This is a genomic window from Sulfitobacter sediminilitoris (genome assembly GCF_010667575.1).
In the GTDB taxonomy this organism is placed as follows: Bacteria; Pseudomonadota; Alphaproteobacteria; order Rhodobacterales; family Rhodobacteraceae; genus Sulfitobacter; species Sulfitobacter sediminilitoris.
Genome location: NZ_JAABNT010000012.1, coordinates 17,724 through 34,407, shown reverse-complemented (window position 1 = coordinate 34,407; position 16,684 = coordinate 17,724). Strand labels below are relative to the sequence as shown.

The window sequence follows — 16,684 nt, the reverse complement described above, 5'->3', positions numbered from 1 at the left end:
AGGCAGCCCTTGATGCCCTGCGTGCCGTCGAGGTGCCGACGGATGCGGCACCGGATCAGGCTGCCGCCGCGCTTGACGCTTTGCGCGCTGTTGAAGTTGCCGAGGACGTGCCCGATGAAACGGCCAAAGCTGCCTTGGACGCGTTGCGCACGGCGGAAGTGCCTGAAGATGCGCCAGACGAAAGTGCGACTGCACTCGACGCACTCAGAGCTGTAGAGGTTGAAGAAACCCCCGACAACGGATCAGAGGCGGCACTTGATGCGCTTCGTATGGCAGAGGTAGAGACCGCGCCAGAAGCCGACGACACAGCTGACACGCTTGATGCGCTAAAGGCGGTGGAAATCGTTGATGAGCAAAAGCCAGACGACGGGGAAGAAGCCCTAGATGCACTGCGGTCGGTTGAGGTGGATGAAACCCCTCCGCCGGATGAGACAGGTCAGGCCCTTGATGCCTTGAAGACCGCCAGTATCGAAACGCCCGAGGAAGATACCTCTGCGGCTGAAGCATTGGATGCGCTGCGCGCAACCGAAGTTGAGACCAAAGCAGAGGACAACAAAGATGCGGCTCTTGAAGCGCTGAAGGCTGTTGAACTCACGGAAACCGAAGATGCCGACACAAGCAGTACAGCGCTTGATGCGTTGCGGGCGGTTGAGACCGAGGAACTAGGGAAAGATACATCGCAGGAGGCGCTCGACGCGCTGCGCGATATTCAGATCGACACGCCCGATACACCGGATGAAAGCGCCGCCGCATTGGATGGCTTGCGAGAAATCAACCTTCCTGAGGCGGAACAAGAGGATGAGAATGCCGCAGTGCTTGCATCCCTGCCAGAGGTGGATCTTCCGACGGAAGACACCGATACAACAGCGGATATATTGGCCAGCCTCGATGCTCCGGAGGAGACGGTAGAGCAAGACACATCCGCTGAGGTGCTGGCCAGACTTGAGGTTCCCCTAGATGAGATTGCCCAAGACACGTCAGACGACATTCTTGCAGGGCTTGAGGCCCCAGAAGACGTTAAACCGGCGACTGACACGATGGAATCCGCTTTGGCGGGTCTCGAAGCGCCGGAAGAAGCCGACGAAACCGATGACATCGCTGCCACTCTCGCGAGTCTTGAGGCCCCCGAACCTGCGGCCGAACAAGACAACGCCGATGATATTCTGGCGGGTTTGGAAGCGGTTGAAGAAACTTCAGCCTCAGCAGAGGCGGATGCCGTTAACGCGGCTCTGGCCGGGCTGGAAGCCCCTCAGGAAGAGGTGCCTGAAGATAATGCAGACGATATCCTCGCTGGGCTGGAACAGGTCGAAGACGCACTTGAAATTGATGATATTGAGGCAGCGCTGGCCGGACTGGAAACGCCGGATGAGGTGGTCGCAGAGGATACCGCCGATGATATCCTAGCTGACCTCGAAATGCCCGAAGCGACAGATGACGCAACAGACGTCGATGCGCTGCTTGCCGGACTTGAGACCCCGCAAGAGACCATTGAGGACGAAACGGCGGATGATATCTTGGCAAGTCTCGACCCAGTTGAAGAGACGTCCGTCCCTGAAACCCATGACGCAGCACTTGCAGGTCTCGAAACACCGCAGGAAGTGGAAGCAGAAGCTTCAGCAGACGACATTCTTGCCACCTTGGAAAGCACTGAGGTTGCTGAAGACGACCAAGACCTTGATGCGCTGCTTGGCGACTTGGAAGCTCCTGACGAACCGGCAGAGCCGGACGCCACGGACGATATTCTGTCTGCTCTCGATGCGGTTGAAGAGCAGGATGAGGGCACATCAGCTGATGACATTCAGGCCGAACTAGACGCGCCTGACACCTCGCAGGATGCGGACGATCTCGACGATATTCTCGCGGAACTTGAACCGGACCCCGTGCATCAGTCCGAAGATGATGCAGGTGATGATCTGGATGCACTTATGGCTGATCTTGATGACGCCACACCAGACAGTCAGCCTGCCGAGGAGGATGGCCTTGATAGCCTCATGGCTGATCTGGAGCCGGAACCGCTTGGCAATGAAACCGATCCGGCAGATGATCTTGGGGCACTTCTGGCGGATTTGCATGGTGATGCAAACACATCCGACCCAGACACAAGCGCGGCGGATGGCCCAGATGATCTGGATGCGTTGATGGCGGATCTTGATGCGGCCCCTGTCGGTGAAACGCTTGAGGAACACCCGGTTGATCCAGCGCCCGAGCCTGCCAGCCAAGACACAGATCCCGCAGACGATCTCGATGCGCTGCTCGCAGAGCTTGATGCGGATACTGACGCTGGAAAAGACCCAGAAACGGGACAGGACGCCGGAGATGACCTTGACGCTCTGATGGCCGATCTTGACGCAGGCGACGACGCACCTCAGGACGACAACGATCTGGACGCGCTCATTGCTGATATGGGTGAGGATGACGAAATACCCGCCGAAGCGGCGGATGATATCGACGCGCTAATGGCGGACCTTGATACAGGCGACGCCCCGGCAGAGACTGATGCGAGCGATGATCTGGATGCTCTCTTGAACGATCCGGAAACCGATACAGACCTGACAACCGGAACCGAAGGCCCTGACGATCTGGCCACCGAAGTGGAGGCCGAAACGACCCTGAGCGATGAGCCTGAATTGGCCTACGGCCAGATGAGCGCTGATCGGCCAGAACCTCAAAAACTAGAGCGCAAGCGGTTCCGTCTGGCGATCCTGGGCGATTTCACCGGACGCTCCGCACGTGGCCTAATTGAGGTTGGGGATGCGCTTGCCAGCCGCAAACCGATCCTGTTGGACCCCGACACCGTCGAAGACGTGATCGAAGGGTTTGCCACGACGCTGGTCCTGCCCATCGGCAAGGAGGGGGCAGGGGTCGAAGTCAAGCTGGGGGGGCTGGACGATCTGCACCCGGATGAGCTTTATGAAAACGTCGAAATCTTCTCCGCTCTGCGTGATCTAAAATCGCAATTGAGCCATGGTGGCACAGCAGAACATGCAGCGAAATCTCTTGTAACCTGGGGCGAGGCTCATGGACGCGCTGTTACGCCCGCGCGCGCAATGTCCGGCGGCAATACCGTGCGCGCCGATCTCAAACTTAGTGATTTCCAGAAACTGATCGGTGATACGGCAGGCGAGTTAGCAAAACCATCTCCGATCAATGATCTCTTGGCACGTATCGTGGGGCCACATATCCGCAAACTGCCTGATCCCAATGCAAACGCAATGGCAGAGGCCATTGATGATGCTTTGGCCAGTGCAATGCGCCTGATCCTGCATCACCCCGAATTCCAGTCAGTCGAGGCGCAATGGCGCGCCATTGATCTGATCGCGCGCAGCATTGAAACAGACGATACGCTGGATGTGATGCTGTATGATATCTCAGCCGAGGAAATCGCCGCCGATCTGACACAGTCTGACGATCTGTCAACAAGCGGGCTGACGCGTCTACTGACCGAAGGACCGATGGATGAGGAAACCGGACGTGGTGCCTATTCCGCGCTGATCGGCATGTATACCTTTGAGGAAACGCCGCCACATGCACAATTGCTGGGCCGGATTTCCCGCATCGCAGCGCATGTGGATGCCCCCTTTGTGGCGGCAATCACGCCTGCATTCATCGACATTCCAGCAGAAGATCGGCACCCACTGGTCGGCAAGGAATGGGACACACTGCGCGCAATGCCAGAAGCAGGTCATCTGGCGTTGGCCACGCCACGCTTCCTGTTGCGCCGGCCTTATGGGGCAAAGACAGAGCCTATCTATGAATTTGATTTCGAAGAATTCACCAAAAGTGACGGACTTTCCGGTATGCTTTGGGCGAACCCTGTGGTGCTGATCACTATTTTGCTGGCAAAATCCTTCAGGGAAACCGGGCCGTCAATGGGGTTGGGGCAGATTATGTCGCTTGGCGATATGCCGTTTCACTATGTCAACGACCAGTACGGCGATCAGGTCGCACTCCCTTGCACAGAGCGAAACCTGACCCTGGACAAGGTCGAAACCGTGCTGGGAAGGGGTTACCTGCCCATCATTTCGATCAGAGGCCGAGACGAAATCAGGCTTGGGTCATTTCAGTCGCTTGCCGGCGGTGACTTATTGGGGCCGTGGACAGGCGTTGCACCACCTCCGCCTTCGCCCCCGAACCCCCCCAAGGCCGCCGCCGAGAACACGACAAATGAAAATGAAGACACCGCTACAGATGACGATCTGGATGATTTGCTTGCCGGATTTGATCTGGATGCAGACGATGGCGACGAAGATCAAAGTAATAATGATGATGACATGGATGCAGAATTGGCAGCGCTGCTGGCCGACCTTTGATGCGGGGAAATTATGCCCCGCCACCGAGGCGCACCTTTAGAGGGACTTATTATGACCATTAGTAAGCCAAGAGAAGACGCCTCGACATGGATGTCGGGCACTTACACAACCGACAAGCTCCGGCTAAGGCAGGCGATTGTCAAAGAAAAACTCAGCACATTGACCGAAACGACCATCGAATTCCTGGCGCAGAAGGTTGACGTCAAGCTGAAGGATTTCGTGGGTAAGATCATGACCGTTCACGTCGAGCAAGAAGGGTCGGACAATGGGCGCATGATCACGGGGACCTGTATCTCTATCGAAGCGATGGGGATGCGCGACCAGAACGATCATTTCGTGGCTCAGGTGCGTCCATGGTTCTGGTTGCTGACGCTTCAGCGCAATACCCGTGTTTTTCAGAACAAGAGCGTGACGGATATTATCACAGAAGTGTTGGACGCGCATCAGCTAACAGACTATCAGATCAAGACATCCGATGAATATGAAAAACGCGAATACTGCGTTCAGTACCGCGAAACGGATTTCGATTTTCTGTCCCGACTGATGGAAGAAGAGGGGATTTATTTCTATTTTGATCACTCCGATGCGTTTCAAGTAAATGAGCTGCTGGTTTTCTGCGACAGTGTCTCTGGGCACAAGGACATCGACGGCGGAACCGCCAAGTACAAACCGCGCGATGCTTCGGACAGCAAGACAGGGCAGACGATATCGGAATGGGCGGCCGCGCAAGAAGTGACACGCGGGATTGTCACGCTGATTGACTACGATTTTGAAAAACCGTCAGTTCGGCAAAAAGAAGCGTTGAAAAAAACCAAGCTGACAACGGGGGAGCATACTTACAAGGAATTCGAATACTACGACTCGCCGGGCCACTTTCGGGGAAATGAAACCCTTGGCGAAAAACGAACGCGCGTTCGCGTCGAGGCCGATGCGATCAACCATCTGCTGTTTCGCGGCGCGGGTGACGTCAGGCATTTTGGCGCTGGTCTGTTTTTTGCCCTCACCGAACACCCCGAAGTCGCAAATAACACCGAATATCTGATCACCGAGGTCGTTCATTTCATCCGCGATTCAAACGAAATGAAAGAAACCGAGATGTGGTATGCCCTAAACCCGCAGAACATCGAAATCCCCGAAGAGATCAACAACGACTACTCGTTCACTTTTGCCGCGGTGCCCAAGAAAGACCCTTTTCGGGCGCCACTGGTCACGCCATGGCCAGAAATACCCGGCATACAGATTGGAGAGGTCGTCGGACCTGCGGGTAAGGAAATCCATACTGATGACTATGGGCGGATAAAGGTACTCTTTCGTTGGGACAGGATCAGCCCCGTGACCGATACCGCGTCTTGTTGGATTAGAGTGGTGACGCAGTGGTCAGGCAGTGACTTTGGCCTGATCTCGATCCCGCGCATTGGACAGGAGGTCGTGATACAGTTTGAAGACGGTGATCCCGACAGGCCGATCTGTACTGGGATGATGTACAACAAGGACAAAATGCCCCCCTATATCGACGGGGTCGAGGAAACCCGCACAGGCCTGATGACACGATCCTCGCCTGATGGTGGCGAATCTGACTACAATGCCCTCGTGTTCGAAGATGACACGGGCAAGGAATACGTCCATGTTCAATCGCAAAAAGACTATCAGATGGTGGTCAAGGACAGCGCGCAGATCACCATCGGTGATAAAGATGTGAACGTCAGTGCCGACGGCCAGTCCGCAGATGCAGGCAGTTTGTTGCAGACCGTCAAGAAAAACGTCACCGAAATGATCCAAGAAGGAGATAAGTCAGAGACCGTCGATCAGGGCAAATTGGACCTGACGGTCGAGGGCAACATGACCGAGATCGTCCGCAGCGGCAATATGAGCCTCGACGTTCAGTCAGGTAAGATCGATATCAGTGCTGCGACAACCATCATGATGGAGGCAGGACAAAAGATAACGCTCAAAGTTGGGGGCAGCTCTATCGAGATCACACAAACCGGCGTGAAGATCAAAGGGACAACATCCGTCGATGTTGATGCGATCAATACCACCGTGAAGGGCAGCGCAATGTTGACCCTGCGGGGCGGGTTGACCAAGATAAACTAAGGCAGCGCAATGAACGAACGATTCAAAGATATGGTCAAAGTGCCCAAAGAGCCGGGGGCCAAGCTGCTGTCTCTTTCAAACACGCGCCTTGAAACCCCGATCACCGCCCCGGTCGCTGCATTGCCAGAAGAGATCTTGGTAGAGCTTGATGAGAAGGGCGCGATGTTCGATATGTTGCGGCTCATGTCCATCATCCTGCCGCCGCGGGAAAGGGTCTGGTGGGCCTGTCTCGCAGCGCGCGATTACGTCGGGCCGAAGTCAGACAAGGACCCGAAACCTCTGGTTGCCTCAGAAGACTGGGTTTTCAAGCCTACGGATGAGAACCGAGAGCGCGCACGCCTTTCCATGGATGATGCCTATATCGACGATGACACCGTTAACATAGCCATGTCGGTGCTTTATTCTGACGGCACTTTGGGGCCTGCGGACCTGTCAGAGTTTCCTGCCCCTGCAGGCGCGGCCCAGACTTGTGCCTTTGTGATGAATATCGTGGCATTGGACAAAAAGCCTGATATATTTGAAGAATATGGACAAATGCTGATCGACAGGGCGGTAGATATTGCGCGCGGCGGCAGCGGCAGGCTGGAGAGCGAAGGCAAGATGAAGGAGGCGACAAAATGACAAAACCCGCCGCCCGAATGACCGACATGCATGGCTGCCTCATCCCAGCAACGCCGCCGGGCGTACCGATACCACCACCGGGGACACCCGGCCCGATCCTGCCTCCCTGCGCGCCGACGGTGCTGATCGGTAATCTACCTGCGGCGCGGATGGGTGATATGCTCGCCGCTGTACCGCCGCACCCCATCATCCTGGGCTCTCTGACAGTGCTGACGCAGAACCAGCCGCAAGCCCGTTTGGCAGATCAGTGCACTTGCCTTGGTTTCATCCTGCCTCCATGCCAGATTAACGTGCTGGTCGGAGGGTAGCGCACGGATGCCTGTCAAGCTGACATTCCAGTCCTCTGGGACCATGCCGGGCGATGTGGGACTGATGCAGATGCCTGCTGGCGGCTCGCTCAGCTTGGGACGCGGGCCTGCGAACGATCTGGTCTTGCCTGATCCTGAGCGGCAGTTGTCCAAAAGCCATTGTGTGATCGAGGATCATAATGGAAATGTCGTCGTGGTGGATCTTTCGACAAATGGTACCTTTCTGAACTATTCCAAAACTCCGCTTGGTCGTACGCCGACACCGCTGAACAATGGCGATATTCTTTCTGTTGGCCCCTACGAGTTGATGGTGGAAATCGCTGATGCATCGCCGCCCTCAATTCCCGACCCAGTCAGCAATGATCCAGTGTCGCACGGGCAGGCAGGCAATTCGCCCAATCCCATGCAACTACTTGATGATGTGGGGCCGGGCGGCGATTTTCTGGAAGACTTGTTGGGTTCTCCCGAAGGACCAAAAGGCCCCGGTCAGATCAAGACCGCCGATCCGATAGACGACCTGCTACCGCCCTTGGGCGAAGAAGAAGACCCGTTCTTTACCAAGCCTTCAGATGCCAGTGGCGATGATCCAGGTCCAAGCCAATCAATGCACAACACCAGCAGCAGTGACAGTTTTCGTCCGTCTCATTCGACTGGTCCTGCGCTGATCCCGGATGACTGGGACGATGATTTGCTGGCTCCTTCCACACCAGACCCGGAGCCAAAGCCCGAACCGGTTGCGAAAGAAGAACCGCCACCTCAGCCAGCTGCACCCTTGGCCTCCAACGACACCAAGGTACCAGCGCCTCAGGCTGCTGCTGTACTATCTGAGACTGCAGCAAAAGCCGATGTGCCCCCCGCCAAGGAAGAACCTGTGGTGGTCAGCGGCGATCAGGCCGCGGCGCGTGCGTTTCTTGACGCGCTCGATGTGGAGGAACTTCAGATCGCGGACGAGGATCTGCACACGGCCATGAGCCGCATGGGCCGGGTGATGCGCACGATGATAACGGGCCTGCGCGAAATCCTGATGACCCGCACTTCGATCAAGTCAGAGTTCCGTATCGAACAGACGATGATCAGCGCGGGCGGCAACAACCCGTTGAAATTCTCGATCAGCCCCGAACAGGCAATTGAAGCATTGGTCAAACCCAAATCCCGTGGCTATCTTGGGTCCGAGACCGCCACCGAACAGGCGCTGAATGACATCAAGGCGCATGAAGTGGCGATGGTCACTGGCATGGAGGCCGCGCTGAAAGGTGTGCTTGCCAAGCTTGACCCCGAAGTGTTGGGTGAACAGATTGAATCCGGCGGCGGCATAGGTGGCTTACTGAAGGGCAAGAAAGCCCGATATTGGGAAGTCTATGAAAAAATGTACGGCCAGATATCCGATCAGGCCGAGAATGATTTTCATGAACTGTTCAGCCGCGAATTTGCGCGCGCGTACAAAGAACAACTGGACAAATTAAAATAAACCGCGCCCCAATGGGGCACGGACGATAAGGGAGTATTGCGTGTCCTGGGACAGTAAAGTGCTTTGGACGGAGGGGTTGTTCTTACAACCACACCATTTCCAGCAGGCGGACCGCCACAAGGAAGCGCTGGTCGCTGGACTGGCGCGGCGCATCCGGCCATACGGCTGGGGTGTGAACGCGCTTGAGATCGACGAAGAAGTACTGAAGGTCGGCCAGTTCGCGCTCAAGGGCTGTTCGGGGCTTACCCATGACGGCATGGTGTTTCGCGTACCCCAGACCGAAGATCATCCGCCCGCGCTGGAGGTGCCTGATACGATTAAGGACTGCGTGGTCTACCTCACGGTGCCGCAGCGCCGCCAAGGCGCGTTGGAGGTCGATCTGACCGGTGCCGAGCAATCGGCAAGCCGCCTGCGCCCGAGCGAGCTTGAGATAACAGACACGATGGGCAAGGACCAAAAGCCAGTCACCATTGGCATCGGTAAGATGCGCCTGCAATTCGCACTGGCTGTGGACGACATGGCCGACATGCTGGCCATCCCGATTGCTCGCATCATCGAAGTGCGCCCAGACAAGGAAATCATTCTCGACCGCAGCTTTATCCCAAGCTGCATCGACGTCCGCGCCTCGACCCCACTTGGGGGCTTTGTGCATGAAATCGAAGGCCTGTTGTCGCATCGGATGACTGCCCTTGCCGGGCGTCTATCCGAAGGGGGTGCAGCCAAGGCGGTAGCCGAGGTTTCAGATTTTCTGCTGTTGACGGTCATCAATCGTAATATCCCGGTATTCCGTCATCTGGCCACGGTCGAAAACCTGCATCCCGAAGATGCTTACCGCCATTGCGTGGCCCTTGCCGGTGAATTGTCGGTCTTTATGACCACGAACAAGGAACCGCCCGAATTTCCCGCCTACAAGCATGACAACCTGTCACTGACCTTTGCCCCCGTTATCCGCACGCTGCGCCAATACCTCAGCTCAGTTCTGGAACAGACAGCCATTTCCATCCCGCTGGAAGCGCGCAAATACGGTGTCAGCGTTGGTGTCATTGCAGACCGAAAGCTGATCAGTACCGCCGGTTTCGTGCTGGCCGTTCAGGCGGAAATCCCCGCCGAAGACGTACGCCGCCATTTCGCAGGCCAGGCCAAGATCGGCCCAGTCGAGGAAATTCGCCAGCTTGTTAATTCAGCCCTGCCGGGGATCACGCTGCGGCCGCTTCCAGTCGCACCGCGCCAGATCCCCTATCACGCGGGCGTAGTATATTTCGAACTCGCCTCCGACAGCCAGTATTGGGGCAAGATGACCACTTCAGGGGGCATCGCGGTACATGTGTCAGGCCAATATCCCGGTCTGAACATGGAGCTTTGGGCGATCCGCAACACATAAAAGCCGAGAAAGGGAATGCCAGTGTCAGAAGAAGACCCGTTTGCAGAACCCGATGATACAGACAAGACAGTGATCCGCCCCAATCCGGGCGGGCGCCGCACGGCTACGTTAAACCCCGCACCGGCTGCTGCGCCGCAGGCAACATCCGCAACGTCTACCGAACCGATGGCCACCCCGGCTGTTGATGCAGTCGGCATCCCAGCTTCTGCTTCCCCCGCGAGGGCGTCCAAAAAGGATGGGCCACAAGAGATCGAAATGGTTCTTACTGGTATGAACCAGCTGACCGCCTGTGCCGCGCCACTGTTTTCCCTGGTCAGCCGCATCCGCAACCGTGCACAGCATATGGACCCGGATAAACTGCGATCTTCCGTCGTGGCCGAAGTCCGCGCATTTGAAAACCGGGCGCTACAGGCCGGCGTTCCCGCGCAAACCGTCAAAATCGCCCGCTACGCGCTTTGCGCGACACTGGACGATGTGGTGCTGAACACGCCCTGGGGCGGTCAGTCCAGCTGGGGATTGCAATCCATGGTTGGCACGTTCCATCGCGAAACCGTGGGCGGCGACCGTTTTTACGACCTTTTGGCCAGGCTTGAGAAAGAACCCGCCAGCAACCTCGATGTGCTTGAATTCATCTACATGTGTCTCTCTCTTGGCTTTGAAGGCCGGTTGCGGGTCGAACAGGGCGGCCCGGACAAGCACCTGCAAATTAGGGCGGGGCTTGCACGCATCATCCGCGGCCAGCGCGGAGATGTAGAACGCGATCTGTCGCCCCATTGGGAGGGGGAGGACAAACCTTTCAAAGCACTTTCAGCCTGGCGTCTGGTCTGGATCGCGCTCGGTGCCACTGCGGCCGTTCTCGCGCTGCAATTCACCAGTCTTTCCTACCTGCTGAGCAATCATACCGAACGTCTGATCGGTCAGCTTTCCGTGATTGACAGCGGGCCTGTTGCCGCCCTGCAGCGCCGCGCGCCGCCACCGCCGCCAGCGCCACCTGCCCCCGCCGAAGAAGTTCGCCTACAAAAAGTGGTCACATTCCTGCAAAAGGAAATCGACGAGGGCATCGTGAATGTCTTTCAAAAGGGCAACACGCTTGTCATCCGCATCGCAGGGTCAAACATGTTTGGCTCTGGCTCTGATCAATTGACGGACGACTTTATCGAACCCATTGCGCGAGTGGCCAACGCCCTAAATGAAGAACCCGGCCCAGTGATCATCACAGGCCATTCGGACAATGTGCCGATCAAGTCCTCGCGGTTCCCTTCCAATATGCATCTGTCGCTGGCGCGCGCTAAATCAGTTATGGCGTCTATGGCCAAGACGATACAGGATCCCAACCGCCTGACAGCCGAGGGTCGGGCCGAGAAAGAACCAATCGCCGACAACAGCACGCGCGAAGGGCGGGCCAAGAATCGCCGCATCGAAGTATTGCTGGTGCAGGAGGCCTCGTAATGTACGGACGTCGTATCCTCTATTTCTTCTTCAAGTCGATTTATTCCATTCTGCTCCTGGTCGCGATCACCCTGTCCGTTGCCGTCTGGTTCCTGGCCCCTTTCATCGGCAGTGACAGCTGGCGGCCCTTTGACAGCATTATGTCCAGGTCGATCTTTATCGGCGGCATATGGTTCTTCTTCATCGGCCTGATGCTGTTCATCTTCCTGCGACGGCGCCGCAAGGAAAAGGCGATGACCGAGGAAATCGCCGAAACCGTCGATGATGGGGCCGACGATGTCACCAGCGCGGAACTGGGAGAATTGCGCGACAAGCTCAAGACCGCGATGGCAGAGCTGCGCAAATCCAAGAACGGGCGCAAGCACCTGAATGAACTGCCGTGGTACGTGATGATCGGCCCACCCGGCGCGGGCAAGACCACGGCCATCGTGAATTCTGGTCTGAAATTCCCGCTGGCCGAAAGCATGGGCAAGACCGCCATCGGCGGGGTGGGCGGCACCCGCAACTGTGATTGGTGGTTCACAAATGATGCGGTACTGATCGACACCGCTGGGCGCTACACCACGCAGGAAAGCGATGCAGATACAGACAATGCGGGCTGGCTTGGGTTCCTTGGCCTGTTGAAAAAGTACCGCAAGCGCCAGCCAATCAATGGCGCGATGATCGCGATTTCGCTCAGCGATTTGCTGATGCAGGACGAAGTCACACAGGCCAGCCATGCGCTGGCCGTGCGCCGTCGGTTAAATGAACTGCGCGAAAAACTGGGCGTCCGTTTCCCGGTTTATGTGCTTTTCACTAAGGCCGATCTGATCGCCGGGTTTAGCGAATTCTATGACAATCTTGGCAAGGAAGATCGGGAACAGGTATGGGGTTTTACCCTCCCCCTTGATGTAAGCAAAGACGAAACTTCGCCCGTTGCGGCATTTGATTCCGAATTTGCTCTGCTGCTAGGCCAGCTGAATGCGCAATCCCTTGAACGGATGCAGAATGAATCCGATCCGCAACGCCGTTCCATGATCGCAGGCTTTCCGCCTCAGGTTGCCGCCATGCGGTCGGTCGCGCGCAATTTTTTGATCGAGGTTTTTCAGGACAATCGTTATCAAACGCGCCATATGCTGCGCGGCATCTATTTCACCTCAGGCACACAGGAAGGCACGCCGATCGACCGTCTGATGCTGGGCATGGCGCGGACATTCGGCATCGGTCGTCAGGCCATCGGTACGGGGCAGGGTCAGGGGCGGTCGTACTTCCTCACACGACTCTTTGAAGGTGTGATTTTTCCAGAAGCGGGGCTCGTCTCTGCCGATGACAAGGTCGAACGCCGCTATCGCTGGACCAAGCGGGCGGCAATAGCCGCGACAGTGGTTGTGGCCCTTGGGACCGGCACGCTTTTCACCCGCAGCTATCTAGGCAATCAGGATCTAATCGAACAGGCGTCGACCTATGTGGACAGCTATCAACAGCTTAGCGCAACATTGCCCGGCAGCCCAGTGGGTGACACTGATCTGCCCCCAGTGGTGGACGCACTAAATGTATTGCGCGACATGCCAACCAACCCCACAGCCGGCGACCCTGATCCCGAACGCCGTCTAACCTATGGCTTATATCAGGGTGAAGTGATCGGCACACAGGCCGCACAGACTTATCGCGCCGCACTGAATCAGCGGCTTCTGCCTCGTCTTCTGCTACGGCTTGAGGACCAGATCACCGGGAACGTAAACAACCCTGATCTGCTGTATGAGGCGCTCAAGATTTATCTGATGCTTGGCCTTGAAGGTCCGATGAACGCGGTAATGGTCAAGGAATGGATGAACATCGACTGGTCCATAACCTTTGCCGGGCCCGGCCGCGAGGCCCTGCGCCGCGATCTGGCCTTTCATCTTGATGCCCTGTTGTCACAACCGATGGCCAAGGTTTCACTGAACGGCCCGCTGGTTGAGCAGGTTCAAGGTATACTGTCTGAAATGCCACTGGCGCAACGGGTCTATAACGGGATCATCAACAGCCCTTCCGCAACCAGTCTGCCTGAATGGCGCATCACAGAAGCCGGTGGCCCTGCGGTTGCGCGCGTGTTGGTGCGATCGTCAGGCAAGCCCCTCAACGAAGGGGTCGAAGGTATCTTTACCTACGACGGCTTTAACAATGTCTTTCTCGGCGAAGCCTTGGGTGTTGCCAAACGCATCCAGCGCGACAGTTGGGTCCTGGGCCCACGCGGTGTGGCCGAACAAACCGATGGCGCCCTTACCGCCCTCAGCCGTGATGTGCTGAATCTCTATTACAACGACTATATCGCCAAATATGACACCATTCTCGGGGACATTGACGTGATCCCGTTGGAATCCCTTGCACATGCGGTTGAGGTCACGAATGTCCTATCGGGACCAACTTCGCCTCTGGTCAATATCCTGAATGAGATTTCAGAGCAGACGAAGCTGACCGAAGACCGCTCCCTTCTGGGATCGGCCGAAGTGAGTGACGGACTGGGGCGCGTGGCCCAAATCGAAGCGCGATCGGCTCTCAGCATTCAGGGTGAAATCCTGCTTGAGGCCCTTCAAAACTCTGCAACGGGTGAAAACGGCGCGCCGCCCAAACCCCCCGGTGCCTATGTCGAAGAACGTTTCCAATGGATACACACTTTGGTTGAGCGCCCCGAGGGCCAGAACAGCCAGCTTGATATGCTAATTGCCACCCTGCAAGAGGTCTATCAGGAGCTCAACAAGATGTCATTCAGCGGGGTCGCTGCAACCGCGGTTGATGGCGGCACGGCAACGCAGCGGTTCCAACAGATGGCCGCACGTATCCCAGGCCCACTGGAACGCTGGGCCAGCCAGATCACCACCGGTTCGACCGGGATCACCGCAGATGGCACACGGTCGTCAATCAACGCAACGTGGCAATCGAATGTGCTTCCCTTCTGCACACAGGCGCTTGAGAATCGCTATCCTTTCAACCGCCGCGCGCGGGCTGATGTCGCAATGGCTGATTTCCAGAAGCTCTTTGCCCCCGGTGGCATGATCGATGCGTTCTTTTCGACAAACCTTTCGAAATATGTGGACACCCGTTCGCGACCTTGGACTTGGAAAAAGGTCAACGATGTTGACCTCGGCATCTCTCCGGCGGTGCTGCAACAATTGCAGTATGCCGCCGAAATCCGGGACGCGTTCTTTGCGGGTGGCGCGAACCCGCAAGTGCAGTTCCAGATTACGCCCGAGGCATTAGATCCCAAGGCGGATTCCGTGCAGCTGACCATCGGCTCCCAAAACGTGCTGTTCGAAACCCGGCGCCCAAACAACACACCCGTCGCGATCACATGGCCGGGGACGGTCGGCCTGGCTGGCGTGGTGTTCCAGCCCCAACTACAGAACGGCGAAAGCCAGTTGGCTAAGGATGGACCGTGGGCATGGTTCAGACTGCTGGATGCGGCCGAGATCCGACGGACCAACGTGTCGGACCGCAAGCGCGTGATTTTCAATGTCGCAGGCCGCATCGCGATTTTCCAGCTTCAATCAGGATCAGTCATAAATCCCTTTGCCTTGCCTGCGCTGTCCAAGTTCAACTGCCCCAAGACATTCTGATGGAGCAAGGATTCGGCGCTTTTGGAAAGATGCCCGCCTTGGGCGATTTCTTCCATCTTAACGCTCCGCCCGGATTTGTGCGGATCTGGGACAATTGGTTGCAGGGCGCGATGGTGGCGGCGGCAGAGGCGGGTAGGGACGCTTGGGACGATCAGTACATGTCTGCGCCTATCTGGCGTTTCACGCTTTCCGCTGGGCTGGCAGGTGCTACCAAAGTTATTGGCGTTTTGATGCCTTCAGTTGACAGGGTCGGGCGACGCTTTCCACTGGTTTTGATGGCCGCGGTCGAACGCGAAGGGCCGGCAACCCTGGATCACTTGTCTGAAGACGAGACTTTCGAAAAGCTAGAAGATATCGCATTGGCAGCGCTTGAGGATGGCATGGATCGCGATCGTCTCTCTGCATTGTTGGCCGAAATTGCACCACCCCCTGCTCATCGATATGCGCCCCTGCGGCGTGCCGGAGGTGGCTACGTTATCACACAAGCTCAGGAAACTGGCATCGCCCCTGAACTTGCCGCCGGATTGCTGGTTGCAGGGGGCTTGGCTCAGCCCAGCTTGTGGAGCACTGTTCTGGACGGCACTCGCCGCGCCATGATCTGCGACGGCCTGCCAGACCCGCATCAGGCGTGCGCCCTTTTTAATTTGAATGCCCCGCTGTGGGGAGACGCGAGGCCCATATCATGACCCTGCATACCCGCTACAGCGTGAAGACGCACGTCGGCCATAAACGCAAGGTGAACGAAGACGCCGTTCTGGCGTTACCGGAACTGAACATCTGGCTGGTGTCAGATGGCATGGGCGGCCATGCGGCTGGCGATTATGCCAGCAGCCTGATTGCGGACATGGCGGCAGGTATTCCAATTGATCTGGAACCAAAAGACCGACTGCACGCCCTGCGCGATACCATTCAGGAAGCGCACCGCCTAATCCGCACTGAGGCACAAACGCGTGGGATTGAGGTGATCGGTGCGACGGTCGTTGGTCTGATCCTTGCGGAGGGTCATTTCGCGGCCCTGTGGGCCGGTGACAGCCGTCTGTACCGTCTGCGTGATGGCGGGATTGAGATGCTGACGACAGACCATTCGGTTGTCGCGGCCTTGGTAGAGATGGGTCAAATGACGTGGGACGAGGCTGAGAACCATCCGCAATCAAATGCGATTACCCGTGCCGTTGGTGTCGGAGATGAATTGGAACTGGACAAGATACGCGGCCAAATTGCGCCGGGGGATCGCTTTCTGCTGTGCTCTGATGGCCTGACGAAATACGCAACTTTCGATATGTTGCGTCGGGCACTTTCATCGCAACCGATCGAATTGATTTGCGATCACCTTATCCAGATTGCATTGGCCGGGGGCGGGGCCGACAATATAACGACGGCCGTGGTCGACATTCTCTGATCAGCTAAAATAGATTAAACCAAAGGTTACACAGCCTATAAGCCTCTAAAATTCAATAAGAAGGCCCGCCCGTTCCCAC

Annotated in this window: 10 protein-coding genes; all 10 read left to right on the top strand. The window is 56.9% G+C overall.

Annotation, left to right across the window (positions count from 1 at the left end; all coding sequences use genetic code 11):
* Positions 1 to 269 precede the first annotated feature (269 nt).
* From GV827_RS24015 to GV827_RS16955, 10 genes are read left to right on the top strand one after another with little or no spacing between them, the layout of a single operon-like run.
* A complete protein-coding gene (locus GV827_RS24015) occupies positions 270 to 4,310 on the top strand; it encodes a type VI secretion system contractile sheath domain-containing protein (protein ID WP_328823178.1) in 4,041 nt (1,346 codons plus the stop codon).
* Between the two features lie 51 nt (positions 4,311 to 4,361).
* On the top strand, positions 4,362 to 6,404 hold the full coding sequence (locus tag GV827_RS16995; RefSeq protein ID WP_164355011.1) for a type VI secretion system Vgr family protein: 2,043 nt from the start codon (positions 4,362 to 4,364) through the stop codon (positions 6,402 to 6,404).
* Between the two features lie 9 nt (positions 6,405 to 6,413).
* Positions 6,414 to 7,025 (top strand): DUF6931 family protein, encoded by a 612-nt coding sequence (locus tag GV827_RS16990; protein WP_164355010.1) that lies wholly within the window; start codon positions 6,414 to 6,416, stop codon positions 7,023 to 7,025.
* Positions 7,022 to 7,333, top strand: a complete 312-nt coding sequence (locus GV827_RS16985; RefSeq protein WP_164355009.1) for a PAAR domain-containing protein — start codon at positions 7,022 to 7,024, stop codon at positions 7,331 to 7,333. The genes GV827_RS16990 and GV827_RS16985 overlap by 4 nt, the downstream gene beginning before the upstream one ends.
* Before the next feature lie 7 nt (positions 7,334 to 7,340).
* Positions 7,341 to 8,801, top strand: a complete 1,461-nt coding sequence (gene tagH / locus GV827_RS16980) for a type VI secretion system-associated FHA domain protein TagH (RefSeq protein WP_164355008.1) — start codon at positions 7,341 to 7,343, stop codon at positions 8,799 to 8,801.
* A 40-nt stretch (positions 8,802 to 8,841) separates the two neighbouring features.
* Positions 8,842 to 10,182: a type VI secretion system baseplate subunit TssK gene (gene tssK, locus GV827_RS16975; RefSeq protein ID WP_164355007.1), complete on the top strand. Its 1,341-nt coding sequence runs from the start codon at positions 8,842 to 8,844 to the stop codon at positions 10,180 to 10,182.
* A 21-nt stretch (positions 10,183 to 10,203) separates the two neighbouring features.
* On the top strand, positions 10,204 to 11,631 hold the full coding sequence (tssL, locus tag GV827_RS16970; RefSeq protein ID WP_408056273.1) for a type VI secretion system protein TssL, long form: 1,428 nt from the start codon (positions 10,204 to 10,206) through the stop codon (positions 11,629 to 11,631).
* Positions 11,631 to 15,206, top strand: a complete 3,576-nt coding sequence (gene tssM, locus GV827_RS16965; RefSeq protein ID WP_164355005.1) for a type VI secretion system membrane subunit TssM — start codon at positions 11,631 to 11,633, stop codon at positions 15,204 to 15,206. The genes tssL and tssM overlap by 1 nt, the downstream gene beginning before the upstream one ends.
* Positions 15,206 to 15,892: a type VI secretion system-associated protein TagF gene (tagF, locus tag GV827_RS16960; RefSeq protein WP_164355004.1), complete on the top strand. Its 687-nt coding sequence runs from the start codon at positions 15,206 to 15,208 to the stop codon at positions 15,890 to 15,892. Before tssM ends, tagF begins: the two co-directional genes overlap by 1 nt.
* On the top strand, positions 15,889 to 16,605 hold the full coding sequence (locus tag GV827_RS16955; protein ID WP_164355003.1) for a PP2C family protein-serine/threonine phosphatase: 717 nt from the start codon (positions 15,889 to 15,891) through the stop codon (positions 16,603 to 16,605). The genes tagF and GV827_RS16955 overlap by 4 nt, the downstream gene beginning before the upstream one ends.
* Positions 16,606 to 16,684 lie beyond the last annotated feature (79 nt).

What these genes read in the sequence shown, in the direction of transcription:
- GV827_RS16995 (WP_164355011.1), top strand. Translation starts at nt 4,362, where the DNA reads ATGACCATTAGTAAGCCAAGAGAAGACGCCTCGACATGGATGTCGGGC.
- GV827_RS16985 (WP_164355009.1), top strand. Translation starts at nt 7,022, where the DNA reads ATGACAAAACCCGCCGCCCGAATGACCGACATGCATGGCTGCCTCATC.
- GV827_RS16955 (WP_164355003.1), top strand. Translation starts at nt 15,889, where the DNA reads ATGACCCTGCATACCCGCTACAGCGTGAAGACGCACGTCGGCCATAAA.
- tagF (WP_164355004.1), top strand. Translation starts at nt 15,206, where the DNA reads ATGGAGCAAGGATTCGGCGCTTTTGGAAAGATGCCCGCCTTGGGCGAT.
- GV827_RS24015 (WP_328823178.1), top strand. Translation starts at nt 270, where the DNA reads ATGGCAGAGGTAGAGACCGCGCCAGAAGCCGACGACACAGCTGACACG.
- GV827_RS16990 (WP_164355010.1), top strand. Translation starts at nt 6,414, where the DNA reads ATGAACGAACGATTCAAAGATATGGTCAAAGTGCCCAAAGAGCCGGGG.
- tagH (WP_164355008.1), top strand. Translation starts at nt 7,341, where the DNA reads ATGCCTGTCAAGCTGACATTCCAGTCCTCTGGGACCATGCCGGGCGAT.
- tssM (WP_164355005.1), top strand. Translation starts at nt 11,631, where the DNA reads ATGTACGGACGTCGTATCCTCTATTTCTTCTTCAAGTCGATTTATTCC.